24 protein-coding genes are annotated in these 23,953 nt (G+C 39.3%); 10 read left to right on the forward strand and 14 right to left on the reverse strand.

The features are described 5' to 3' along the window. The first annotated feature begins 32 nt into the window (after positions 1 to 32). The 4 genes from KYH19_RS18625 (at position 33) to KYH19_RS18640 (ending at position 2,618) form a co-directional block, all read left to right on the forward strand. Positions 33 to 419: a GxxExxY protein gene (locus KYH19_RS18625; protein WP_219076180.1), complete on the forward strand. Its 387-nt coding sequence runs from the start codon at positions 33 to 35 to the stop codon at positions 417 to 419. Between the two features lie 192 nt (positions 420 to 611). Further along, positions 612 to 929 carry a DUF2892 domain-containing protein gene (locus KYH19_RS18630; RefSeq protein WP_121284384.1) on the forward strand — a complete coding sequence of 106 codons (318 nt, stop codon included), beginning with the start codon at positions 612 to 614 and terminating at the stop codon, positions 927 to 929. Positions 930 to 994: 65 nt separating this feature from the next. Continuing rightward, positions 995 to 1,777 (forward strand): DUF1080 domain-containing protein, encoded by a 783-nt coding sequence (locus tag KYH19_RS18635; protein ID WP_121284385.1) that lies wholly within the window; start codon positions 995 to 997, stop codon positions 1,775 to 1,777. Between the two features lie 238 nt (positions 1,778 to 2,015). Further along, on the forward strand, positions 2,016 to 2,618 hold the full coding sequence (locus tag KYH19_RS18640) for a TMEM175 family protein (protein ID WP_132399331.1): 603 nt from the start codon (positions 2,016 to 2,018) through the stop codon (positions 2,616 to 2,618). Here the strand turns inward: KYH19_RS18640 and aat are convergent. Further along, the gene (gene aat / locus KYH19_RS18645; protein ID WP_219076181.1) at positions 2,554 to 3,234 is read right to left on the reverse strand and encodes a leucyl/phenylalanyl-tRNA--protein transferase; all 681 of its coding nucleotides are present in this window, start codon (positions 3,232 to 3,234) and stop codon (positions 2,554 to 2,556) included. The two genes, KYH19_RS18640 and aat, sit on opposite strands and share 65 nt — an antisense overlap. Positions 3,235 to 3,307: 73 nt before the next feature. Between aat and KYH19_RS18650 the strand changes: the two genes are divergently transcribed. Together KYH19_RS18650 and KYH19_RS18655 are read left to right on the forward strand one after the other, a co-directional pair. Beyond that, the gene (locus KYH19_RS18650; protein ID WP_219076182.1) at positions 3,308 to 4,750 is read left to right on the forward strand and encodes a DUF1800 family protein; all 1,443 of its coding nucleotides are present in this window, start codon (positions 3,308 to 3,310) and stop codon (positions 4,748 to 4,750) included. A gap of 63 nt (positions 4,751 to 4,813) precedes the next feature. After that, positions 4,814 to 6,064 carry a DUF1501 domain-containing protein gene (locus KYH19_RS18655; RefSeq protein ID WP_255562469.1) on the forward strand — a complete coding sequence of 417 codons (1,251 nt, stop codon included), beginning with the start codon at positions 4,814 to 4,816 and terminating at the stop codon, positions 6,062 to 6,064. A 228-nt stretch (positions 6,065 to 6,292) separates the two neighbouring features. On the opposite strand, the gene KYH19_RS18660 is transcribed toward KYH19_RS18655, so the two are convergent. Next, positions 6,293 to 7,189 carry a hypothetical protein gene (locus tag KYH19_RS18660; RefSeq protein ID WP_219076183.1) on the reverse strand — a complete coding sequence of 299 codons (897 nt, stop codon included), beginning with the start codon at positions 7,187 to 7,189 and terminating at the stop codon, positions 6,293 to 6,295. A gap of 60 nt (positions 7,190 to 7,249) precedes the next feature. Beyond that, entirely contained in the window at positions 7,250 to 7,603 is a 354-nt protein-coding gene (locus KYH19_RS18665; protein ID WP_219076184.1) for a hypothetical protein, read from the reverse strand. A gap of 105 nt (positions 7,604 to 7,708) precedes the next feature. On the opposite strand from KYH19_RS18665, the gene KYH19_RS18670 reads away from it, so the two are divergent. Continuing rightward, positions 7,709 to 8,077: a YccF domain-containing protein gene (locus tag KYH19_RS18670; protein ID WP_029274540.1), complete on the forward strand. Its 369-nt coding sequence runs from the start codon at positions 7,709 to 7,711 to the stop codon at positions 8,075 to 8,077. 382 nt (positions 8,078 to 8,459) lie between these two features. On the opposite strand, the gene KYH19_RS18675 is transcribed toward KYH19_RS18670, so the two are convergent. After that, positions 8,460 to 9,434 carry an App1 family protein gene (locus KYH19_RS18675; protein ID WP_219076185.1) on the reverse strand — a complete coding sequence of 325 codons (975 nt, stop codon included), beginning with the start codon at positions 9,432 to 9,434 and terminating at the stop codon, positions 8,460 to 8,462. A gap of 60 nt (positions 9,435 to 9,494) precedes the next feature. Here KYH19_RS18675 and KYH19_RS18680 point away from each other — a divergent pair, with 60 nt between their 5' ends. Beyond that, on the forward strand, positions 9,495 to 10,367 hold the full coding sequence (locus KYH19_RS18680; protein WP_219076186.1) for a diacylglycerol kinase family protein: 873 nt from the start codon (positions 9,495 to 9,497) through the stop codon (positions 10,365 to 10,367). Here the strand turns inward: KYH19_RS18680 and KYH19_RS18685 are convergent. The 10 genes from KYH19_RS18685 to KYH19_RS18730 form a co-directional block, all read right to left on the reverse strand. Continuing rightward, complete coding sequence (locus KYH19_RS18685; protein ID WP_132399345.1) at positions 10,356 to 10,745, reverse strand: hypothetical protein; 390 nt, start codon at positions 10,743 to 10,745, stop codon at positions 10,356 to 10,358. The genes KYH19_RS18680 and KYH19_RS18685 overlap by 12 nt on opposite strands. Next, positions 10,746 to 11,399, reverse strand: a complete 654-nt coding sequence (locus KYH19_RS18690; RefSeq protein ID WP_219076187.1) for a TonB family protein — start codon at positions 11,397 to 11,399, stop codon at positions 10,746 to 10,748. It lies immediately after the preceding gene. 416 nt (positions 11,400 to 11,815) lie between these two features. Beyond that, a complete protein-coding gene (locus KYH19_RS18695) occupies positions 11,816 to 12,502 on the reverse strand; it encodes a peptidoglycan DD-metalloendopeptidase family protein (protein WP_219076188.1) in 687 nt (228 codons plus the stop codon). Between the two features lie 6 nt (positions 12,503 to 12,508). After that, the gene (locus tag KYH19_RS18700; protein WP_219076189.1) at positions 12,509 to 13,138 is read right to left on the reverse strand and encodes a hemolysin III family protein; all 630 of its coding nucleotides are present in this window, start codon (positions 13,136 to 13,138) and stop codon (positions 12,509 to 12,511) included. Between the two features lie 6 nt (positions 13,139 to 13,144). After that, positions 13,145 to 13,522: a 30S ribosome-binding factor RbfA gene (gene rbfA / locus KYH19_RS18705; RefSeq protein ID WP_219076190.1), complete on the reverse strand. Its 378-nt coding sequence runs from the start codon at positions 13,520 to 13,522 to the stop codon at positions 13,145 to 13,147. A gap of 381 nt (positions 13,523 to 13,903) precedes the next feature. Beyond that, positions 13,904 to 15,094: a GTPase HflX gene (gene hflX / locus KYH19_RS18710; RefSeq protein ID WP_219076191.1), complete on the reverse strand. Its 1,191-nt coding sequence runs from the start codon at positions 15,092 to 15,094 to the stop codon at positions 13,904 to 13,906. A gap of 374 nt (positions 15,095 to 15,468) precedes the next feature. After that, positions 15,469 to 16,251 carry an indole-3-glycerol phosphate synthase TrpC gene (trpC, locus tag KYH19_RS18715; protein ID WP_219076192.1) on the reverse strand — a complete coding sequence of 261 codons (783 nt, stop codon included), beginning with the start codon at positions 16,249 to 16,251 and terminating at the stop codon, positions 15,469 to 15,471. A gap of 117 nt (positions 16,252 to 16,368) precedes the next feature. After that, positions 16,369 to 16,959, reverse strand: a complete 591-nt coding sequence (locus KYH19_RS18720) for an aminodeoxychorismate/anthranilate synthase component II (RefSeq protein WP_219076193.1) — start codon at positions 16,957 to 16,959, stop codon at positions 16,369 to 16,371. A gap of 55 nt (positions 16,960 to 17,014) precedes the next feature. Beyond that, positions 17,015 to 18,412, reverse strand: coding sequence for an anthranilate synthase component I family protein (locus KYH19_RS18725; protein ID WP_208529779.1), 1,398 nt, complete (start codon positions 18,410 to 18,412; stop codon positions 17,015 to 17,017). A 599-nt stretch (positions 18,413 to 19,011) separates the two neighbouring features. After that, positions 19,012 to 19,458, reverse strand: coding sequence for a cytochrome B (locus tag KYH19_RS18730; RefSeq protein ID WP_219076194.1), 447 nt, complete (start codon positions 19,456 to 19,458; stop codon positions 19,012 to 19,014). A 112-nt stretch (positions 19,459 to 19,570) separates the two neighbouring features. On the opposite strand from KYH19_RS18730, the gene KYH19_RS18735 reads away from it, so the two are divergent. Together KYH19_RS18735 and KYH19_RS18740 are read left to right on the forward strand one after the other, a co-directional pair. Continuing rightward, the gene (locus KYH19_RS18735; protein ID WP_219076195.1) at positions 19,571 to 22,591 is read left to right on the forward strand and encodes an amidohydrolase family protein; all 3,021 of its coding nucleotides are present in this window, start codon (positions 19,571 to 19,573) and stop codon (positions 22,589 to 22,591) included. After that, on the forward strand, positions 22,581 to 23,897 hold the full coding sequence (locus KYH19_RS18740) for an amidohydrolase family protein (RefSeq protein ID WP_219076196.1): 1,317 nt from the start codon (positions 22,581 to 22,583) through the stop codon (positions 23,895 to 23,897). The genes KYH19_RS18735 and KYH19_RS18740 overlap by 11 nt, the downstream gene beginning before the upstream one ends. Positions 23,898 to 23,953: the final 56 nt, after the last annotated feature.

Genomic DNA, 23,953 nt, shown 5'->3' on the forward strand with positions numbered 1-23,953 from the left:
AATAAGTTTAAACCTTTGTTAAGTCTCTTGGTATGGAAATCCGTCAATCAAACTTCCCGTTAAAAAACGAAACTGATCTAATCATTAATGCAGCTATAGAAATCCATAGCCATTTAGGGTGTGGGTTCTTAGAAATTGTTTACAAAGATGCCTTTTGTATAGAACTAAAAAACAGGGGTTATTTTTACGAAAGAGAAAAGTTATACCAAATTTATTACAAAGGTATTCTCCTACCCCATAGCTTTTATGCCGACTTTATTATATTCGATGCGGTAATATTAGAAATTAAATCAAAAAGTGCCCTTGCAAGCGCCGATGTAGCACAAACTCTAAACTACTTACGATGTTCAGGATGCAAAGTTGGGCTCATTTTAAATTTCGGCAAACCAACCCTCGAAATTAGGCGTGTTGTTTTATAATTCAATATCTATTTTATACAAATTAAGATTGCGCTATAGCAAATAGATAAATGTTTCCGTGTTAATCTGTGTCTCCGTGGCGAAACAAGAGACACGTAAATCCAAATTTTTACAGCACCTATATATTTAAATTTCTTTTCAAAACTCATTCCCTCCTAACTTGTTATACTGTAGAACATAATTTTAACCACCATGACAAATCAAGATTTTAATACTGCAGTAAATAATGTTAAAGAAGCCTGGAAATACCCGGAATTATTCGAAAACGTTTCAAAATCTGAGCGTTGGTTATCAGGCGCAGCAGGAACATATTTACTTTTTAAAGGCATTACCAGCATTTTTTCACATCCTGTAATTGGATTAACTGGTGCCGCAATTGGTGCAGGACTATTGTATCGTGGCATTACAGGTTATTGCCCAATGCGCGATTTAGCAGAACAACGCAGGGAAGATGTTGCCCCTGACGAAGTAATTATCAGTGAAACCTATGTTGTTGACGATTTAGGGTAAAATTTTAAATACTAAATTTCCATTTCTTAATAAACTGGTTAACTTTAAACAGTTAAACCACAATCATGAACAAGTACACACTATTATTTATTCCAGCACTTTTTGCAGGACAAGCTATGGCGCAAGATAAGAAACCAGACCCTGCCAATGATCCAAAAACAACGGAGGTTTGGGAGCCGGTTCCTAAAATTGTTACACCAGGTAAATTGCCTCAAGATGCACCATCTGATGCGATCATTCTTTTTAGCGGTAGAAATTTAGATGCATGGCATTCTGTTAAAGACCCATCTAAACCGGCTGCGTGGACAATTGACGATGGATTTTTTACCGTAAAAAAGGGAACAGGTAATATCGAAACCAATAAAAAGTTTACCGATTACCAATTGCATCTGGAATGGAAAATCCCTGAAAACATTTCTGGCGAAGGTCAGGCACGTGGAAATAGCGGGGTATTTTTAGCTTCAACAGGTGGTGGTGATGATGGTTATGAAATCCAGATTTTAGATGTTTATAATAACAAAACCTATGTGAACGGACAAACAGGTAGCATTTATAAACAAGCAATTCCTTTAGCTAACGCCAACAAAAAACCTGGCGAATGGCAATATTATGATATCATTTGGAACGCGCCACGTTTTAATGAAGATGGAACAGTACAAAAACCAGCAAGTGTTACCGTATTTTTAAATGGCGTACTTTTACAGAACGGATTTATATTAAAGGGTGCAACGAGGTATATTGGTGCTCCTGAATATAAAAAACATGGCCCTTCTTCAATCAAATTACAAGATCACGGAGACCCAAGCCCTGCAATCAGCTACAGAAACATTTGGGTTAGAGAACTATAATTAGATGGTCCTCGTTTGTAACGAGGATCGACGAGAATTGCGATTGTATCGCTTAAAGGAATAATAGTCACATTAAAAATGTGAACCTCATACATCCCCGTTGCAAATGGTGACGATAGCGAATTATAATTTCAACAAAACAACAATAAGGAACCTGCAGGCCAAAAGCTTGCAGGTTTTGTTTTATACAATAATTTGACTGATAATTGTAACCAGATTATTTAAGGTCGGATTTTTTATGAACAAAGGCAGATTAGAAGCATTTAGCGATGGTGTAATTGCAATTATCATCACCATTATGGTTTTGGAAATTAAAGTTCCCGAACATGGCGAAACTTTAGCAACCTTAAAACCACTCTTGCCAAAGTTTATCAGTTATATCCTAAGTTTCATTTATGTTGGCATTTACTGGAATAATCACCATCATCTATTACATGCCGTGAAAAAAGTAAATGGATCAATGCTTTGGGCTAACCTAAATTTCCTCTTCTGGCTTTCACTATTTCCATTTGCAGCCGGCTGGATGGGAGAACACCACTTTGCCTTATGGCCTGTTATTCTATATGGTGTTGCATTACTTCTTGCAGCCATTTCCTATACCTTATTGGTAATTGTGATTAAAAAAACCGAAGGTCAGCACTCTTTGGTGGTACACGCCATCGGTAATGATGCTAAAGGAAAATTCTCTTTGCTATTTTATATTGCAGGTATAGGATTAAGTTTTATCAACCCCTGGATTGGTGTTGCGCTTTATTTCGTAGTCGCCTGCATCTGGTTTATTCCGGATAGAAGAATTGAAAATGCCATGCGTGAGCAAGGTTTAACTGATGATAATAAATGAGTCCCATATACAACTCCCGGCTGATCATTTCAGCACCTAAACTCATTAAATGATCGTTTGGCAACTGACAATCGATCAAATCGATATTCATTTTACTTAAAAAAATAAGCGCAGCTTTTGAGGCATTACTTACATGGCTAAACATACTTTCACCGCAAAATACACGGTTTACTTTCAAACCATATAGGCCTCCTACCAGCTTATCTTCCAACCAAACCTCTACACTGTGTGCGTAACCCTGTTGATGGAGATTGATATAAGCTTCTTGCATTTCATTGGTAATCCAGGTACCATCCTGTCCTTTTCTTTCCGTATGAGCACAACTTTGGATCACCTCAGCAAAAGCCTGGTTAAAGGTAATTTTGAAAACCTCCTGTTTTAAAATTTTCTGCATGCTTTTACTGATTTTGATTTTATCAGGATAAATTACACAACGCTCATGTGGCGAATACCAAAGGATCGGTTCACCTTCGCTAAACCACGGAAATATACCATTAGAATAGGCAATTAACAACCGCTCTGTACTTAAATCGCCTCCAATGGCCAGCAAACCATCTTCTTCTGCCAAAGCCGGATCCGGAAAGCCTGGGTGATCATCAAGTAACTGAAAAAACATATACAAAAATAAGAAAGAAAACAAAGATTAAACCCTGACGTTTTAAATTAGTCATATTGTAAAACAGTCTATGATGAGCACAAAAGATAATTTCTTGAAAGTAAAACATCTTTACAACCGGGCCGGCTTCGGGGTTTCTTATACCGACTTACAAAAATTAAGCAAAAAAAATCTCGATAAAGTGGTCGATAATCTGATTAAAGATTCCCAAAAAGATGATCCAATTAATTTAATAAACGATTTTGAATCAAAACGGCAGCTTTTGGTACAGGCAGGTTTATATGCTAAAAAAGACCTGACGGATGATGAAAAGAAAATGCGTCAGCAGATTATACGCGAGCAAAATGAAGTGAGCCGCGACCTGAATATTGCCTTCATTACCAAGATGATTAATACAGATGCTCCCTTAAGGGAAAAGATGACGCTCTTTTGGCATGGTCATTTTGCCTGCCGCAGCAATAATCCATTCTTTGCACAACAACTAAACAACATCCAAAGAGCAAATGCTTTAGGAAGCTTTAAAACTTTGTTGGTAGAGGTGTCAAAGTCGCCAGCGATGCTGCAATACCTAAATAACCAACAGAATAAAAAAGGTAAGCCAAATGAGAATTTTGCCCGCGAACTGATGGAACTTTTCACTTTAGGAAGGGGAAATTATACCGAGCAGGATATTAAAGAATCTGCACGATCATTTACAGGCTGGATGTATGATAAAGATGGCTCATTTATTTTCAGGCAAAATCTGCACGATACCGGAACAAAGACCTTTTTTGGTAAAATCGGGAATTTTGAAGGCGAAAACATCATTGATATTATTCTGGAAAAACCAGAAACCGCGCAGTTCATTGCCAGGAAAGTGTATCAATTCTTTGTTAATGATAACCCCAATGAAGCACATGTTAAAGAACTCGCCACACATTTTTACAATTCGAAATACGACATTGCTGCAATGATGAAAAAAATGTTTACTTCCGATTGGTTTTATAGTCCGGAGAATGTAGGCACAAAAATTAAATCGCCAGCTGAATTTTTAGTGGGTTTAAGTCGAGAGTTTTATGTTACTTATAACAAACCACAGGTTTTAATACAGCTGCAAAGCAGTTTAGGGCAATATTTATTTAATCCACCTAATGTTGCGGGCTGGCCTGGCGGACAAAGCTGGATTGATAGTTCATCGTTAATGTTAAGGATGCGGATCCCATCGCTTGTGTTAAATGATGGAGAAATCGATTTTAGTGGTAAAGCCGATCCTGAAGATGAAGCCGTAATTGCTTTAAGCCGCACGGCTACCACCAATGCAAATGCCAATATGAAACCAAAATCGTATGTAAACGCAAATGCAAACTGGCCTAAATTTTTAAACACTTTACCAAAAGGATTAACACCATTAGCGCTTACCGAGTTTTTACTGCAACCGAAATTAAACAATAAAATTACGACCATGGTAAGTGATAATAAAGGACTGCGGAGTACTGCGGTTGAGATTACGAGCATGCCGGAGTATCAGTTGTGCTAGATGAATATTGGTTAATGGTTTGATGGCTCATGGTTGATAGCCATTTGGCTAAACGCCCAAGCCATGAACCATCAATTAAAAAACCATGAACCATCAACAAAAAAACTTTACACCATGAACAGAAGAAATTTTTTAAGAAATACAGGATTTGTTGCAGCAGGTTCGCTATTCGTTCCGGCTTTTATGAAACCGCTTGAGGCCATGGCACTTGATGAGTTGAGCCTTTACAAAAACCTCGTTGTGGTACAGCTCTCTGGTGGAAATGACGGTTTAAATACAGTTATTCCCTTTGGAAATGACATTTATTATCAAAAAAGGAATAGTATTGCCATTAAACCTGAAGAGGTAATTAAACTGAACGACATGCAGGGCTTAAATCCCAACATGGCTGCCTTGCAGGAAATATACGATCAAGGCTGGATGACCATCATTAATGATGTTGGCTACCCCAATCCGGATCGTTCGCATTTCCGCTCCATGGATATCTGGCAAACCGGTAGTGATAGTAATCAATTTTTATCAACCGGATGGATTGGCCGCTATTTAGATAGCAATTGCCAAACCTGCAAATTCCCTTATACGGCTATAGAAGTTGACGACTCACTTTCTCTGGCCATGAAAGGCCAAACCAAAAAAGGAATTGCACTAAAAGATCCTGCAGCCTTATTCCGTAATACGAATGACCCGTTTTTTAAGGCCATGTTGCAGAATGATAAGGAACATTTAGATGAAGATAATTTAGGTTATTTATACAAAACCATGATTGAAACTTCGTCTTCTGCCAGTTATATACAAAACACCTCCAAAGTTTATCAATCGAAATCCACTTATCCAACTTCGGGTTTTGCTAACCAATTGAAAACGGTTTCAAAATTTATCTCTTCGGGATTAAAAACCAGAGTTTATTATGTATCGCTAAGCGGTTTTGATACACACGTGAATCAGATTGGACAACAAGGTAATTTGCTTAAACAATATAGTGAGGGCATGGCTGCTTTCTTAAAAGATTTAAAATCGAATAATAAACTTGAGGATACTTTGGTGATTACCTTCTCCGAATTTGGCCGCAGGGTAGAACAAAACGCCAGTAACGGTACCGACCATGGAACGGCAAATAATATGTTTGTTTTCGGTGGAAAATTAAAGAAAAAAGGGATTTTTAACGCCGCACCAAACTTAAGCGATCTCGACACCGGCGATTTAAAATATCAACTGGATTTTAGGCAGGTTTATGGTACCATTTTAGATAAATGGCTGGATGTAAACAACGCTGATATTCTGAACAAAAAATTTAATACGCTGGATTTTATATAGGACTTGGCAAGGTAGTGTTATAAATCAATATGAATGACAGATTTTTAGGGAATTATAGGCTGCGAGGAATCGTCATTCCCAACTTGATTGGGAATCGTAATGCAAACGCTTTAAGATTCCCGCCTGCGCGGGAATGACGGCCGTATTAACGGAGCGTCCGTCAATGGTAGCCTGTCGAAGGACTGTTAAAAGCGTTTCGACAAACTCAACATGACAGATTAAATCAACTTATTTGTTTGTAAGCTCCAGCTCATCTAAAGTTCCTTTAGTTTCCTGAAGTTCCTTTAATTCAGCTTTCTTCTTTTTAATTTCGGCATCAATATCATCAACACTGTATTTTGGTAAGGATATGATTTTGCCATTGGTCGTAATACTCGATGCAATTAACTCCAGTTTCAGATCAAAATCAGCAAGTTTTGGATTAGTAAGGGGATATTTAACATTTTTCCACTTCGCTGGATTATTTTCTTTTGCTTCTCTCAGCATTACATTTCCATTCATGCTATCACCGGGATTTAAGGTACCAACCTCTTCCGCATCACCCCAAATCTGAGAGACAATCACTTTTAGTGTCGATATTTCCCTAACCTCTACCTTAACAGCTACACCTCCGGTTAGTGCTTGTTTACCTGTATAGGCATACTCAATATCCAATTCCGGAACTTTTTCTCCAAAAAAGTCATCTTCTGTTATGGTCAGGCTGGTCACTTTAAAGATATCCAGTTTCTGGTTATTAACAATAAGCTCCTTCTTCTGGATTTCGAGTGTATCGATCTCAGCAGATACTTTTGCGATTTCTTTTTTGTTATGGGCCTGCAAAAGATCTTCAGCCAGATTTACCACCGACGAATACCTTAAGCCATCAATCATTTCCAACGAAATTTTATCGAAAGATTTTCCCTTATATTTTTCGGATTCATTCCATTTTAAACGCATTGATTCTAAGGCGATCACCCTAAGGGCTTTCTCTAAATTTACCTGTTCTTCCTTATTTAGGTTTTTTACGATTCTAGCTTTAGAAGCTTCGAATTCTTTTTCAGATTTCGCGTTAAACTTTTCGCCACAGCCCGTTAAGGCGACTACAATAAATGCACAAAATACAATGGCGACCGATAATTTATTCATAGGTTAATTTTAGATGAAATAGATCATTAAAACTTTAAACGTTTAGGATAGGCTATAGTTTTATTTCCTTTTCAACACGTATACAGGCCGGTTTGATGACTGGTCTACCTGCTCTGTGTAAACACTAAACAACGCATATCCGTAAGCTTTCATCTTATTCACCGCATCAATTGCTGAATTAAATTCGAGTTTTTTATCATTGTCATCCCTGATGTATTGTTCGCTATAATCGCCAACCTTTTGCCCGTACTCCAACGCGATCCATTGTTTGTCTGCTAAAAAACTCTTTGTTGCCCTGATCTGAATATAATCCACATGGATATCGGTCAATTTCACGCCATTTACATTTTGGGCTTTGGCACGGGACAGTCCAAAGCAAGCGACGAATGCCGCAGCAAGAATAATTTTTTTCATGTTGTGTTTCTTTTGTGTGTGATTCTAAATTACGAAGAAAACAAGCAGAAAGCATTAACAGACTGTAACAAAATTCTCCGTATTAAATCTTAAACTAAAAACACAATGAACTTTTTAGGCAATATTATCTGGATTATTTTTGGCGGCATCTTTATTTTTTTCGAATACATTATCGGAGGCTTAATCCTTTGCCTAACCATTGTAGGAATTCCTTTTGGCATTCAATGTTTTAAATTTGCCATCGTAGGCCTGGCTCCTTTTGGCGTTAAAATAACCGATACATCTTCGAATACGGGCTGCCTGTCTACCATCATGAATTTGATCTGGATTTTATGCGGTGGTTTCTGGATAGCCTTAACCCACTTGTTTTTTGGAATCCTGCTTTGCATTACCATTGTTGGTATTCCATTCGGACGCCAGCATTTTAAGTTGATGAATTTAGCTTTTACACCGTTTGGGAAATCGATTTCTTAATCTGAATAAATCCAGGTAATTCCGTCATTTCCACAACTTATTCGTCATTGCGAGAAGGCTTTTCAGCCGACGAAGCAATCTCAATCGTCAATTAATATATAAGATTGCTTCGGCCCCTCGAAATTTACATTTCGTTCTATTACTCTATCATTCTTTTGAAAAGCAGGATTCTGTGTTTATCGGATCCGAAAGTCCTGCCATCCGCTTTACCGCTCTGCGTTCGGTGCCCGCTCCTGTCAGGTTTATTGAACTTTGGCCTGTTCCCATTGGCAAAAAACATTGTGCTTAGCCCCGATTGAATGGACGCCCACGATATTTCATCGGGGCAGGAAGGAAAGCGGGACTACCGCGACCGAAGAGCACAATAATTGCGCTCCAAAAACTACCGGATAAGCCCTATGGATTTAGAATGTTCAATCGCTTCCTCACTATTATTAAATAAACACGCACTCACCCCTTTATCTTCCACTTTTTTAAGCAATTGTTTGGTTTCTAATTCTTTTTCAGGACGTATATTACGGATATAGACTGCTTCGATATTTTTAGGATATTTCTCCACTATTGTGGAATAAATTGTTGGGTCCTGCTGCGAGTTATCACCAAAAAACACAAACTTCTGATTCGGAAAGGCATCTAAAATCCGCATTACCCTCAACAATTTGCCCTCATGCCCCGTTTTACCTGTTCTAACTAAATCTTTCCATCGTTTTAAGGTATTTAAAAGGAAAGCACCATTTGGCAGTTTATTAAACCTGAAAGTCTCGACCAGATAATCATATAGGTTCCATTCGCTGCTGCTTACATAAAAAAAAGGATTGGGCTGATTTGCATCGGTATGCGACAGGGCCAATTGCTGGTAGTGGGTGGCTGCATCCGGAAAGGTTTTACGGGTATGTGGATTTTTGATAAATAACTCTCTCAGCCTTCTTCCAATAGTTGCAGAATGAGAAATCATCACGGTATCATCCACGTCAGAAATAAAAGCATATTGCGTAATGTGTGGCACATATACCTTGCCTTCTCCGGCACTTAAAACTGTTCCGTCTTTATCAACAACTTCCACTTTTACAAAATGCCAGCCTGCAGGCACATCGTGCCGGGCTTTCCATTCGAACTTAAAAAAGCCATCTCCTTCGGTTTTATTGTAAACAACCTGATCAAAAAATTGCAAACGCACCTCAACAAAAGCATAAGGTTTTAGGATAAAGAGCTTTAAAAGATGTACAATGTTAACAAACAAATTATTGCTGTAAACCTGCTTTGTTTTTGCCTTGCGTTTAAAAACATGACCATAAACAACCAAATTGTGCGTGTGGCCATAACCGTGATATACTTTAACACTAACAGATTTATTCATCTGTATTAAAACAGAGTTTACCAAAAGTTGTTTGTTGATGTATAAACCATTAGGTAACACATGAAATTATTATTCATCATCAACCCGGGCTCAGGCAGTCATGATATTAACTTGAAGGAAGTAATTTCTACCTATTTCGAATCAAAAAACACAGAAACCGATCTTTTTGAACTACCAAAAGACTGCTCTTTAGAAAAGATAAAGGAGCGGATTAAAAGTTCAAAAGCAGATCGTGTGGTAGCAGTTGGTGGCGACGGCACCTTAAAACTGGTAGCTGAATGTCTGTTACATACCGAAACTCCCATTGGTATTATCCCTGCTGGTTCTGCTAATGGGATGGCCAAAGAATTAGGCATACCAACTGATATTGAACTGGCTTTAGCCATTTTAGATGAAGGCCGTTTGCAAAAAATCCATGTGGTTAAACTTAACGATGAAATCTGTATTCATTTGTCCGATTTAGGTTTTAATGCCTACCTGGTGAAGAAATTTGATACCCTGCCCGAACGTGGCATGTGGGGTTATGCAAAAGCCACCTGGCATGCCTTATGGAACCACAGCAGAATGGAGGTGCAGTTGAAACTTAAAAACGAAACCATTACCTCTAAAGCAGCCATGGTAGCCATTGCCAACGCAACCATGTATGGCTCGGGATTAAAGATAAACCCAGACGGGAAATTAGACGACGATCTTTTCGAAGTGGTTTTGGTAAAAGATTACTCCTATCTTGAAATATTAAAAATATGGATTACCAAATTGCCCTTTAATCCAAAAAAGATAGAAGTGTTTCAAACCGCTGAGGTTAAGATTTCCTCAAAACACAAAGCTCACTTCCAGGTTGATGGAGAATACATTGGCAGCGTAAATACTGTTGAAGCAAAAATTCTCCCGGCAGCCATAACAGTGGTTTTACCAAAGGCTTCAGAAGGATGAGCGATGAATTTTAATGGTAAAATACAACCTGAAGAATTCAGCAATGAAACAGATCCGAAATAAAATATCAAACCATCTTTCGCCAAGGTTTAACACTTCGGGTAAATAAGTAATAAAGCCAATAGAAAATACCCATACCACCAAACGGAATGGAAACTGAATATAATAGGTAATAAAACCGAATTTCTTAAATAAGATTAAACCTGCTGCCGATACAAAAAGCGATACAAACAAAGGCAACAGTAAAATAACTTTGGCCTGCGAAAGAATCTGATCAGGTATTTCGTTCAGGTGTGTTAAAATCTGCCAAAACTGTTTAGCAAGCAACAGGATACTGATCATATCCAATAAGGCAAAAAATCTGCTGGCGTTTTTCATTTACTTACAATACTTTGCTAAATAATCATCAGCCATTTTACTTCCCATATATTTAACAAATAAAAAATCCTCACAGGCACCTTGATTGTCGCCTTGTTTAATTTTCTTTAGTGCCATTTCTATTCGGTCGCTCAGATACTCATCATCAATGCCCAGCTGGTTTTTAATGGCAATAATCTGAGCTTCCTGCCCAGGTTTTGCCTGATCGATATTTTTATAGAAGTTAATTACAGAGTTGGTTAAACCTTCTTCAGCCAGATAAGTGCGGATTGCTTCCTGAATGGCTTCGCTTGATTTTCCTTCACAATTGTAACCCGATAGCACAAAATTTACGGGTGCTATAATCGAAACTGTTGTATCGTAACCCGCCGGAACCTGCCATTTACCACTGCTTAAACGTACCAAACGCAGGGCCTCCTCGTCCAGGTCAGACAGTATTCCTTTGCTCACTTTTGAAAAATAAACCTTGCCTTGTGCATTAAGCTTAAAACTTACGTTTACCGTTCCCTGAATACAATTATCTTTAGAAAACTGGGGATAAATGGTATTTTCTCTTAAGAAGTTTGTAAAACCACTTTTACCAGATTTAAACTGAACCTGGCCAATGGCCCATGAACAGCAGAAAAGTAAACTAATGGTGAACAGGTGTTTCATTGTACTAATTTACTAAAAAAAGCTGAAAGCATTTTACCACAGAGGAACACCGAGTTTTTCACAGAGAAAATGAGAAATTAATTTAAATAGTAAAATCGTCATCCCGCGCAGTCGGAAACCTTAAAGCGCGAGCTGGTGGCTATCGTTGTAAGATAGCTACCCCAAAATCGGAACAAGCTGTCGGTTGAAAAAGCCTTCTCAGCATTGACGATCCTCGCAGCACATCATCACAAACAAATCTCTCTGTGGCCTCAGTGCCTTCCACTTTGTGTTCTTCGTGGTTAAATTTTCTAACATCATATTGCCACGGAAGCACAGAAACGCGGAATAAATCATCGATAACTTTATCACAGAGACGTCATCTCGACTGCAGCGTAGCGGAATGGAGAGATCTATAATATATTTGTGGTTAAAAACTAATAAAAAGTATTCCTTAAAATTAAATTCGGATCAGGGCAATTGGCTAAATACTTTTCCCTTTCGCTAAACTTACAAACGCCCGGAAAATCTCCTTTTAATCCTTCCATATTTTCGATCAATTGAAAATGAAGGTGTGGCGGCCAGTAACCATTTTCTTCCTTTGTTCCCAAAGTTGCAATTTTTGCCCCGGCAGGAATGAATTTACCTTCCTTAAGACCATTTAACGAATCCAAACTTAAATGCCCGTATAATGCATTAAATTTAAAACCATCTATTTCATAAGCTAAAATAATGGTTGCGCCATAATCACCAAAGTTGCTGTTATTGGCAAAACTTTGCACAGTTGCATCGTAAAAATTGTAGATTGGCGTTCCTGCCTGCCCCCAGATATCTACACCTAAATGTAACCTGCGGGGTTCTTCTTCAGTATCAAAATGTGCGCTTCTCGAATAAATAGTGCGGTGTTCGTTGTATCCACCAATTCCGTAACGGGAATTGTTTTTAGCCAGCTTTTCATTTACCCAATTAGAAAACAGGTCGGTATCATCTAAAATTTCGTCTGTTAATTCCGTATTGGCCACTGTAAAATCCAAAGGCAGAAGCCGATCGTGTTTTACATCAAAATCAACAACTTTTTGGATCAATACAGCATTTGATTGAATAACCTGCTCGAAAGTTTGCATCTGAAATTATTTAAAGATATATACGAAATTATAAATGTAGTGCGATAAAGCACCGCCGATTACAAACAGGTGCCATAATTCATGACTGTGCATCCACCTGGAAAGCTGTTTATCCTTTGCATAATAATAAGTTCCGCCAATATAAAAAATGCCTCCAAGCAATAACCAGAAAATTGCACCGATAGGCAAAGTCCCAAGCATTTTCTGTAGCAAAGGAACAATCAAACAACCCATTAAGATATAAATGGATAAAGATATGGCTGTACTTTTTAACCGGTTGAAGATTTTGAGCAGACAACCTATAATGGCAATAATCCATACAATGGCGAACAAACTCCACCGCAGCCAGCCATCAAAAACCAGTAAAGCAGTTGGCGTATAAGAGCCTGCTATCATCAGGTAAATGCAGCAATGATCAAATTTTTGCCAAAAGCGCACACCATAATCACTAGCCGGATAACCATGGTACATGGCGCTTACACCAAAAAGGATAAAGGTGCCAATGCTATAAATCCAGGCAGCGGTATATTCAACAGGCGTATTGCATTTCTGAAGCAACATATAGCCGGCCGGAATTGCAATTAATGCCGGGATAAAGTGTGTGAAGAAATTAACGGGTTCCCTTAGCTTCCTCACAAAAAATTATTCGCTGTCTTCGTCTTTTTGTCGGGGCTCTTTGGCAATTTTATCAAAAAGATGATCCATGCGCTCAACATACTCATTGGTATCATCCACAAAGAAAGTAAGTTCTGGCACCACTCTTACCTGGTGACGGATTCTGCTTCCCAATTTATATCTGATCTCTCCGGCATGCGAATTAACGGTATTGATTGAAAGTGAGGTATTACTGGTGTTAAAAAAACTCAGGTAAACTTTGGCTACGGCCAGATCTGGCGAAACCCTTACGCGGGTAATGGTTACCAATGTATTAGGCAAAAATGCAGCACCTTCGCGCTGAAAAACCTGTGCCAACTCCTCTTGTAATACTCCTGCAAATTTCTGCTGACGTTTACTTTCCATAGTGTTATAATTATCAATTACCAATTATCAATTATCAGACCATACAAGGTAGATAATATTAAATGATAAGGTTTTAAAATTATCAATAGCCAATAATCAATTATCAGACCATCAATAGTCTGCTAATATTAAATGATATCAATAATAAATATTCTAAAAATGTAAAACTGTTGAACCCACAACCCGAGTTCGATTAATATTATTCTAGGGCGATCGTCCTGCTGAATTCATTTCAGCATATCAACTGCAAATAGACCCTGAAATAAATTCAGGGTGACGATTCTAAGTTAAAAACACCTAGAAACATCTAAATATCATCAAACTGAGGCTTATATTTAAAGCTGTAAGACTTATTTCCGCAATATATTGACGGAATTTAATCTAATATAACAAATTGCTATCATACGGATACCTCGCTACATGCGCAGCTTTAACCTTATCGTACAATAATGTTTTAAACTCTTCCAGGTTTTCTTTTTCTGTAGCCGATATAAACAAAACCGGCACTTTATCATGGCTCATCCAGCTTTTTTTGAAGTCTTCTAAAGTAAGCTTGCCATCATCCTCTTCATTGTCGACCTCTGGCGAAACATAAGCATCGATTTTATTGAAAACTAAAATAATGTCTTTATCAATTGCCCCGATATCTTTTAGGGTTTCGTTAACCGTATTGATCTGATCTTCGAAGTTTGGATGCGATACATCAACCACATGAATCAGCAAATCAGCTTCACGCACTTCATCTAACGTAGATTTAAAACATTCTACCAAATGATGAGGCAGCTTGCGGATAAACCCAACGGTATCAGAAAGTAAAAAAGGCAAATTCTCGATCACTACTTTACGAACTGTCGTATCTAAAGTGGCAAACAATTTATTTTCTGCAAATACTTCCGATTTCGACAGCATGTTCATGATGGTAGATTTACCCACGTTGGTATAACCAACCAAGGCCACCCTAATCAACTGACCACGATTTTTGCGCTGCGTTTCGTTTTGCCGGTCGATATTCCTTAAACGCTCTTTTAACAAAGAGATTTTATTTAAAATAATCCTTCTGTCACTTTCTATCTGCGTCTCACCCGGACCACGCATCCCGATACCACCTTTCTGGCGTTCCAGGTGGGTCCACATACCCGTTAAACGCGGCAGAACATATTGCAATTGTGCCAGCTCTACCTGCGTTTTTGCCTGCGCAGTTTGTGCCCTGTTGGCAAAAATATCAAGAATTAAATTACTTCTATCTAAAACCTTAACCCCAAGCTCACGGTCGATATTACGCAATTGCGACGGCGATAATTCGTCGTCAAAAACTACTACGTCAATTTCTTCCGATTTTACGTACGCTTTAATTTCTTCCAGCTTACCTGTACCCACAAATGTGGCACGCTCTGGCTTAAGCATTTTTTGCGTAAAAACCTTCTCTACCTTCCCTCCTGCTGTATCAACCAAAAAGGCCAGCTCATCTAAATATTCTTTTGTTTGGGCTTCTTTTTCGCCAGGTGTAACCACTCCAACTAAAATTGCCCGTTCCTGCACTACGGCAGTATCATATGTTTTTTGTTTTCCCATGTAATTAGGCAAATATACGAAATTTGCGAATGTGTAAATCCATTAACAAACCATGTTGATGCAATAAAAATTTTAAAGCCCTGTAGCGAAAAGTACCGATCATTGCTATGAAAGCATAACTGATGACAATACGACCAATCACAACACCAAAATACCCTCAGGTGACTTAGGTGGTCAAAATATTTTTTTTAGGAAAACAGCGATCTGTGCATTTCGGTTGCAAAAATCCTGCTATCGCTTCAATCCTCGCTCGTACCTCGCTGTGGGTTTTCCGCTTTATCAGGTTTATTTAACAAAAGACTGGAGCGCTTAGTTTAGAGGCAAAGTGCAATATAAACCTCGCAGGTTTTGGAAAACTGCGAGGTTTAACGAGACTATATCTGCGCTACAAATTCTTTAATAGCAACACCAGGATTATCCGTTTTCATAAAATTCTCTCCAATTAAAAACCCATTAAACCCTGCATTTCTTAACTCTTTAATCGTTTGCGGATTACTGATGGCGCTTTCTGAGATCTTTAAAAACTCATCCGGGATTTTGTTCACCAGTCCGAAGGAAGTCTGGATATCGACCGTAAAGTCGGTAAGGTTTCTATTATTTACACCAATAGCATCGAGGTTCGGGCAAATGCTTCGCTCCAACTCTTCCAGGTTATGCACTTCTAAAAGCACATTCAAGCCTAAGCCTTTGGCAAATTTCCCAAAATCGTTAATTTGCTGAGGGGTTAAAATTGAAGCGATCAGCAGAATAATATCAGCACCCCAGGCTTTTGCTTCCAGGATCTGGTATTCATCGATCATAAAATCCTTTCTTAAAATCGGAATATTATTTGCCGCCCGGGCAGCCAGAATATCATCGGTTTTACCACCAAAAAAATCTACATCCGTTAATACCGAAAGTGCAGATGCGCCTGCAGCGTTGTAAGCCTGAGTTACCTCTGCAACATCGGCAATTCCGTTAATTAAACCTTTTGATGGCGAGCGGCGCTTAAACTCTGCAATAATCCCCGTACGGTCTTCAGCCAATAGAAACTCCTTAAAAGAATAAGGCGTTCGGTTAAAATGCAACGAATTTTCTAAATCCTGAACAGAAACCAAAGCTTTTGCAGCAGCAATTTCTTCTTTCTTACGTAATACGATTTTATCTAATATGTTCATTTTAATAATTTTTCATGCTGACCCGATAGCTATCGGATTTGTTTCACCATCTAAAAGTTAACTCATCCCAGTAAAATCCTGAATCAAGTTCAGAATGACGACCGGATGAATAAAGCGCTAAGGAGTCGACGTTAGCCAATTCTCCATCATCTGTTTGCCATGTTCCGTTAATACACTTTCGGGATGAAACTGTACACCGCGTACATCAAACGTTTCATGTCTTAACGCCATGATTTCGTTTTTATGATCTCTGGCCGTAATTTTTAAACATGAAGGGAAATTATCTTTACTCACTACCCAGCTATGGTAGCGACCAACATTTATAGTTTGCGGGCATTCCCAAAATAAAGGCTCATCGCCATCTACAACGGTTATCGGTGTAGCTATTCCGTGCATTGGCCTGCCTAAGTTCAATAAAGTGCCTCCAAAAACTTCGGCAATGGCCTGTTGACCTAAACATACGCCAAAAATACTTTTAGTTGGCGCATAGGTTTTGATTACATCCAATAACAAGCCCGCCTCTTCCGGAATACCCGGACCCGGCGAAAGTAAAATTTTGTCATACTTTTCTACATCGGCCAGCTCGAATTTGTCGTTTCTCCAAACTTCGGCTTCGTAACCTACTTCGTTAATTAAATGCACCAGGTTGTAGGTAAAACTATCGTAGTTATCAATTACTAAAACGGTTTTTTTATCTATATTTTCCATTATATTTTGTCCTTATTTACATCATCCATCTCACATCATCCATTTTACATCTTCACTAAATCCCCTCTGCCATCTGCAACGCTTTACGCAATGCGGCAATTTTATTATTTACTTCCTGCATCTCATTTTCAGGAACAGAATCGGCTACAATACCAGCCCCTGCACGGTAATGCAGTTCATTATTTTTGCTCATAAACGTCCTGATCATGATGGCGTGGTTAAAATCATCATTGAAACCCATAAAACCAATGGCACCGGCATAAAAATTCCTGCCCAGTTTTTCGTTTTCATCAATCAACTGCATGGCTTTGTATTTTGGCGCACCACTTAAAGTTCCTGCCGGATAGGTATCGGCAACGACTTTAAAAGCACTTACATTTTCCTGCAAATGACCACTTACTTTACTCACCAGGTGGATCAGGTGCGAATAGTACTGCACTTCTTTAAAAGATTTTACTTCAACACGGTTACAGTGTCGGCTTAAATCGTTTCTGGCCAAATCAACCAGCATGACATGTTCGGCACTTTCTTTCGGGTCTTGCTCTAATTTTCGGGCCTGTTCGGCATCTTCAATGTCGTTTCCACTACGTTTAAAGGTTCCTGCGATGGGGAAAATGTTAGCTGAATTGTTTTTGATGGTAATCTGTGCCTCCGGTGAAGAGCCAAATAATTTAAAATTACCGTAATCAAAGTAAAACAGGTAAGGCGATGGGTTTATCGAACGCAGGCAACGGTACACATTAAATTCATCGCCAGAAAATGCTTGTTTAAATGCTCTTGAAGGTACAATCTGAAAAACATCACCCCGGTAAATGTGCTTTTGAAGTTTCTCCACCAAATCCATAAAACCCTGATCGGTTAAATTCGAACTTTCCTCACCACGCAGTTGGAACTTATATTCGGGATAATTTTTATTCTGGATCAGGTATTCCATTTTTTCAAGTCCACCTTCTTCTTCTCCTTCGAAAGTATTTTTGAACAGCGTAATTTCGTTTTTGAAGTGATCGATGGCAATGATATAACGGTACAAGTGGTACTGCATCTCCGGAATCTCTTCACCTTCAGGGGTTGCGGAAGTAAACTTGATATCTTCAAAATGCTGTACGGCGTTCCAGGTAAAATAACCGAATAATCCGCTCGAGATAAACTTGATTTCGGGCAGTTCAGTTTCCTTAAACTTATCCTTAAAATCAGCTATTTCATCAATCAGGTTTTTACTCTCGGTAATTTCTACTGCTCCATCGGGGAAATAGGTTTCCAACCGTGATCCCTTTAAGATAATTCCGGCAACAGGATCGGCACAAACAAAACTCATGGAGTTTTCTCTACTGTGGTAATCTGAACTCTCCAACAAGATGCTGTTCGGATACACATCACGTAAGCGTAAATAAATGCTCACTGGCGTAGTGGTATCGGCAAGCATTTTTTTGTAGGTCGTATTTATTTTATACATGATAAAGGTAAAATGGTGTAAGGCTTATGGTTTGCATTCTCGTATTTTTTCAACAATAAAAAGCCCGGCGTGTGGTTCTACGCCGGGCTTTAATGGTTCTTTAATAAGGTTTAGGTTGATAAACTATATTTTGTTCATACGCAGCCAGCGCAATTCATTCGAATTACTTTGCCAAAGCCATGTATGTATATTGTTGATCATGAGCCACAAAAATATAAAGAATTTTGAAAAACCGAAATATTTATGAAAATAATTGAGCGAACGGTTAATTTTCTTGAGAGAATAATACTTTTGAGTATTGTAATTTTTAACCTCGAAGTGTGCTAAGGGAGGCACATAGTACGCAAAGGTTTAATCTTCACGTTTTAATAAACGATCGTCATCTCGACTGAAGCGCAGCGAAATGGAGAGATCTATCTCGAGACAGATTCCTGGGCTGCGTTGCACTTCGCTCGAAATGACGGTTCGGGGGAGCTTCACCACCAATGACGACTCAGCGGTCTTCGTGGCCTTCCTCTGTGTACTTTGTGGTAAAAAAACGAATAAAAAAATCCCGCTCTTTTAAAGCAGGATCTTATATTAATTGCAAGAATATCCTTTTAAGAAACTCCAAAAAACGATCTTCCGGGAACGGCCTTAACCATTAATAGAATAGCTATAATAATTAAAATTAGCGCTAATCCGAAGAAAATAGCGATGGCACGATGTTTGGCAACAGCTTCAGTTAACTTTTTCGACTTTGCATTACCTACTGTGATTAAAATAATTGCAACGACCATCATCGTGATGTGCTCCATTTTAAAATAACGCACCGCTGGTGCACCCGCACTGCTCAACTTATACCAGCCTTCGCTAAAATAAAGCACCAAACCAATTAACAATTGAATGTGTGCACTGATTAAAGCGAAAACATTTAGCTTTCTATCGCCTTCCGTATAGGTTTTATTGCCAAACCAGCCAGACAATGCCTTAACAACGGCAATAATTAGCAAAAGAAAAACCACATAGCGCCACCCAGAGTGGGCACTTTTTAAAATATCGTTCATATTAATAAATTTCTATGATTCAAAAATAGACATTAATTGTAAAAAATAGGATATTCAACAGATTGAACGCTTATTTATATTAGTTTTAAACAAATTAAAACCTAAACTTATTATGAAGAAAATTTTACCTGTCATTTGGCTGGTATTTTCTGCTACATTTCTGTTTGCACAGCAAACCTCCTTCCCTGTTAACGGCTCTTTTGATACCAGACCAGGAATGTTTGCCTTCACCAATGCAACGATAGTAGTAAATGCCAATCAAACCTTAACAAATGCAACCCTTTTAATTAAAGGACAAACCATTCAGGCTATTGGAGCAGGCTTAACTGTGCCCAAAGGTTATGTGGTGATTGATTTAAAAGGAAAATTTATTTATCCATCACTGGTTGATGCTTTTACGAGTTATGGTCTGGCCGAGGCACCTGCACAGCAACGCAGTTTCGGCGGTCAGCGTCAATCTATTTTTGTATCCACCAAAAAAGGTGCATATGGCTGGAATGAATCCATCAGGCCAGAAACTTATGTAAAAAGCATCTTTTCTACCGACAGCAAAAAAGCGGATGAATTACGCAAAGTTGGTTTCGGGAGTGTAAATGTAATTAACCGCGACGGTATTGCACGTGGAGTTTCTGCTGTGGTAACTTTAAACGAGGGCGCCGACAATAGCGTATTTTTAAAGGACCAGACCGCAGCAAACTATTCATTTAACAAAGGAAGTTCATCAAACGATTACCCGACTTCGTTAATGGGTTCTATTGCCTTATTACGCCAAACCTACTACGATGCACAATGGTATGGCAAACAAAAAGATGAATATAATATCTCGCTGGATGAATTTGCCAAACAACAAGCCATGCCACAGATTTTTGAAGTTGATGGCTGGCAAAACATTCTGCGTGCCGATAAAATCGGGAAAGAATTCGGCAAGAAATACATCATTAAATCTACCGGCGATGAATACCAGCGCATTAATGAAGTTAAAGCTACCGGAGCAAGTTTGATCATTCCCTTAACTTTCCCTAAAGCTTATGATGTGGAAGATCCGGCAGAAGCCAGAAATATAACCTTATCACAAATGAAAGGCTGGGAACTGGCGCCAACCAATCCCGCAGCATTGGAAAAAGCGGGAATTAAATTTGCCTTGACAGCATTTGGATTAGAAAACAGCCGCGATTTTTGGGCGAACATCCGCACAGCGATAGAAAATGGTTTAACTGAAAAACAAGCATTACAATCGGTTACTGAAATCCCTGCCTCGCTTTTGGGCATCAGCGATAAAGTTGGTTCCCTGGAAAAAGGAAAAGTTGCTAACTTTTTAATCTCATCTGATAACCTGTTCAAAAACGGAAACATCATTTTCGAAAACTGGGTACAGGGCAAACGTTTCATCGTAAATAAGATGGATGTAAGCGATGTACGTGGCACTTACAATTTAAATGTTGATGGTGTTGGCGCTTTAACCTTAAAAATTACCGGCACTGGTGGCGGATCTACCGCGGTAGTTGAAAGAGCTGGTGCAGATAGCGTAAAAACTACGGCCACCTTTACCAGAAATGGCGATTGGGTAAGCATCAATTTCAACTTAAAGAAAAATCCGATAGGCGATATCCGTTTAAGTGGTTACATCACTTCGGCAAATCCGGTTACCTTAAAAGGCGAATCGGCATTGGCTGATGGTGCTACAGGTAAATTTACCGCAACCTATAAAGAAGCAGCGAAAGAAACACCTAAAAAAGAGGAGCCTAAAGCTACTTTGGCCTTGGGACCGGTCATTTATCCTTTCTCGGCCTTCGGTAGTACCGAGCTCCCTAAACAAGAAACAGTACTGATTAAAAACGGCACCGTTTGGACGAACGAAAAAGACGGCATCCTTCAAAATGCGGATGTACTTTTAGAAAACGGAAAGATTAAAGCGGTTGGTAAAAACCTTTCGGCTAGCGGCGCAAAAGTGATTGATGCTACTGGTAAACATGTTACCGCAGGCATTATCGACGAGCACTCGCATATTGCCGGCTCCGGAGGAATCAATGAAGGTGCACAATCGGTTTCTGCCGAAGTACGTGTTGCCGACATCATCAACTCAGAAGACGTAAACATTTACCGTCAACTGGCTGGCGGTGTAACCACTTCTCATATTTTACACGGTTCAGCAAACCCGATTGGTGGCCAGTCGCAATTGATTAAATTACGTTGGGGTAAATCGCCAGAGGAACTGAAATTTGCAGGTGCCGATGGGTTTATCAAATTTGCGCTTGGCGAAAATGTTAAACAGAGTAATTTTGGTACCGGCGCCCGTTTCCCGGTTACGCGTATGGGTGTTGAGCAAACTTTTGTGGATGAATTTACCCGGGCAAAAGAATATGCCAAAGCGCTTTCGGTAAAAGGAAACAGCGTACGTAAAGACCTTGAACTTGATGCCATTGTAGAAATTTTGAATAACAAACGTTTCATTACCTGCCACTCTTATGTACAAAGCGAAATTAACATGTTAATTCATGTAGCTGATAGTTTGGGTTTCAAGATCAACACCTTTACGCACATTTTAGAAGGTTATAAAGTGGCCGATAAAATGAAAGCGCATGGCATTGCAGGCTCGACCTTTTCTGATTGGTGGGCTTATAAAAACGAAGTAGCTGAGGCTATTCCTTACAACGGAAAAATTATGCACAATGTTGGTGTAACCACTGCTTTTAATTCTGATGATGCAGAAATGGCCCGTCACTTAAACCAGGAAGCGGGCAAATCAGTTTTATACGGTAATGTACCTGAAGAAGATGCCCTGAAATTTGTAACGCTTAATCCGGCAAGGATGCTGCATATTGACGACAAAGTGGGTAGCTTAAAAGCAGGCAAAGATGCCGATGTGGTGATCTGGACAGCCAATCCGCTTTCTATTTATGCCAGGGCGGAAAAAACTTTTGTAGACGGTATTGCCTACTGGGATATTGATAAAGACATGCAGGTAATTAAAACACAACAAGCAGAAAAAGCACGTCTGATCCAAAAGATGTTAGAGAACAAAAGTAAAGGTGGCCGTACCCAACGTCCAATGGGTGATGCACCACGCCTGTACAATTGCGAAACTTTAGAAAACTATTCAGCAGAATTAACCGAGAAAGAACATGCACACTAACAGATATCTACTCAGCCTGGCTTTATCGGCAACAAGCCTGATGTGTTTTGCACAGGCAAACATTTCGCCGGCTAAAAAACAAAGCAAAACCATTGCCATAACAGGTGCAACCGTACATGTGGGCAATGGAACGGTGATTGAAAACGGAACCATCCTTTTTGGGAACGGAAAAATTATTTCGGTTACGGCTAACGGACAAGTACCACAGGACGATGTAATGCGCATTGCAGCTACAGGTAAACATATTTACCCGGGTTTTATTGCAGCCACCACCAATTTAGGTTTAACAGAAATTGAAGCGGTAAAAGCAACCCTGGATTTCCAGGAAATAGGCGATTTTAATTCGCACATCCGCTCCATCGTGGCTTACAATACCGATTCGAAGGTTCCGGCCACCTTGCGCAGTAATGGTGTGTTAATGGCACAGCCAACGCCACAGGGCGGTACCGTTTCAGGCAGTTCATCAGTGGTTCAGCTTGATGCCTGGAACTGGGAAGATGCCGCACTCAAAACCGACGATGCCATGCATATGACCTGGCCGGTTACACCTCGTTTTAGAGGCGGCTTTGGAGGCTTCGGCAGACCACAGTTATCGCCGGAAGTGTTAGCAGAAAGAACGCAGGCTGCAATTGCGCAGTTGACTTCGTTTTTTGCTGAAGCAAAAGCCTATTCTGAAATGGGTAAACCCGAAGTAATCAATACCCGTTTCGAAGCGATGAAAAAGGTTTTCTCGGGAAATGAGAAATTATTTATTGCGGCAGATAGTCAGAAGGATATTGTTGCAGCAGTTAATTTCGCCAGGAAATTTGGTATCACCCCGGTAATCACCGGCGCAGATGAAGCGTATCTGATCATCGATTTCCTGAAAGACAACAACATTACCCTGGTGGTGAAACAGCCTCATGCCTTACCTAACAACAATGATGATGATGTAAACATGCCTTATAAAAATGCTGCCGTATTGGCTAATGCAGGTTTAAACGTAGTATTGAGTATTGATGGTTACTGGCAACAGCGCAATTTGCCTTTCATGGCGGGTACGGTTACAGCCTGGGGATTGGATAAAGAAAAAGCGCTATCTACCATCACCTTAAACGCAGCAAAAGCGATGGGTGTAGATAAGACCACTGGAAGCATTGAAACAGGTAAAGATGCTACGTTTTTTATCTCTGCCGGCGATGCATTAGATATGCGCACCAATAAAGTAGAACAGGCTTTTATTCAGGGCCGGGATATCAACCTGGATAATCTGCATAAACAATTGGATAAGAAATTTAGCGATAAATATGCTGGTGAAAAGAAGTAGCTAAAATAGTTTAACAGAAACGGTCAATATTAATTTATTGGCCGTTTGTTTTTAGT

The organism is Pedobacter sp. D749, from assembly GCF_019317285.1.
Classification (GTDB): Bacteria; Bacteroidota; Bacteroidia; order Sphingobacteriales; family Sphingobacteriaceae; genus Pedobacter.

Coding starts and splice junctions, on each gene's coding strand:
- KYH19_RS18640 (WP_132399331.1), top strand. CDS start 2,016: ATGAACAAAGGCAGATTAGAAGCATTTAGCGATGGTGTAATTGCAATT.
- KYH19_RS18630 (WP_121284384.1), top strand. CDS start 612: ATGACAAATCAAGATTTTAATACTGCAGTAAATAATGTTAAAGAAGCC.
- aat (WP_219076181.1), bottom strand. CDS start 3,234: ATGTTTTTTCAGTTACTTGATGATCACCCAGGCTTTCCGGATCCGGCT.
- KYH19_RS18730 (WP_219076194.1), bottom strand. CDS start 19,458: ATGAACGATATTTTAAAAAGTGCCCACTCTGGGTGGCGCTATGTGGTT.
- KYH19_RS18675 (WP_219076185.1), bottom strand. CDS start 9,434: ATGAATAAATCTGTTAGTGTTAAAGTATATCACGGTTATGGCCACACG.
- hflX (WP_219076191.1), bottom strand. CDS start 15,094: ATGGGAAAACAAAAAACATATGATACTGCCGTAGTGCAGGAACGGGCA.
- KYH19_RS18740 (WP_219076196.1), top strand. CDS start 22,581: ATGCACACTAACAGATATCTACTCAGCCTGGCTTTATCGGCAACAAGC.
- KYH19_RS18725 (WP_208529779.1), bottom strand. CDS start 18,412: ATGTATAAAATAAATACGACCTACAAAAAAATGCTTGCCGATACCACT.
- KYH19_RS18685 (WP_132399345.1), bottom strand. CDS start 10,745: ATGAAAAACGCCAGCAGATTTTTTGCCTTATTGGATATGATCAGTATC.
- KYH19_RS18650 (WP_219076182.1), top strand. CDS start 3,308: ATGAGCACAAAAGATAATTTCTTGAAAGTAAAACATCTTTACAACCGG.
- KYH19_RS18680 (WP_219076186.1), top strand. CDS start 9,495: ATGAAATTATTATTCATCATCAACCCGGGCTCAGGCAGTCATGATATT.
- KYH19_RS18735 (WP_219076195.1), top strand. CDS start 19,571: ATGAAGAAAATTTTACCTGTCATTTGGCTGGTATTTTCTGCTACATTT.
- KYH19_RS18670 (WP_029274540.1), top strand. CDS start 7,709: ATGAACTTTTTAGGCAATATTATCTGGATTATTTTTGGCGGCATCTTT.
- KYH19_RS18720 (WP_219076193.1), bottom strand. CDS start 16,959: ATGGAAAATATAGATAAAAAAACCGTTTTAGTAATTGATAACTACGAT.
- KYH19_RS18655 (WP_255562469.1), top strand. CDS start 4,814: ATGAACCATCAATTAAAAAACCATGAACCATCAACAAAAAAACTTTAC.
- KYH19_RS18690 (WP_219076187.1), bottom strand. CDS start 11,399: ATGAAACACCTGTTCACCATTAGTTTACTTTTCTGCTGTTCATGGGCC.
- KYH19_RS18665 (WP_219076184.1), bottom strand. CDS start 7,603: ATGAAAAAAATTATTCTTGCTGCGGCATTCGTCGCTTGCTTTGGACTG.
- KYH19_RS18635 (WP_121284385.1), top strand. CDS start 995: ATGAACAAGTACACACTATTATTTATTCCAGCACTTTTTGCAGGACAA.
- KYH19_RS18625 (WP_219076180.1), top strand. CDS start 33: ATGGAAATCCGTCAATCAAACTTCCCGTTAAAAAACGAAACTGATCTA.
- KYH19_RS18660 (WP_219076183.1), bottom strand. CDS start 7,189: ATGAATAAATTATCGGTCGCCATTGTATTTTGTGCATTTATTGTAGTC.
- KYH19_RS18695 (WP_219076188.1), bottom strand. CDS start 12,502: ATGCAAACTTTCGAGCAGGTTATTCAATCAAATGCTGTATTGATCCAA.
- rbfA (WP_219076190.1), bottom strand. CDS start 13,522: ATGGAAAGTAAACGTCAGCAGAAATTTGCAGGAGTATTACAAGAGGAG.
- trpC (WP_219076192.1), bottom strand. CDS start 16,251: ATGAACATATTAGATAAAATCGTATTACGTAAGAAAGAAGAAATTGCT.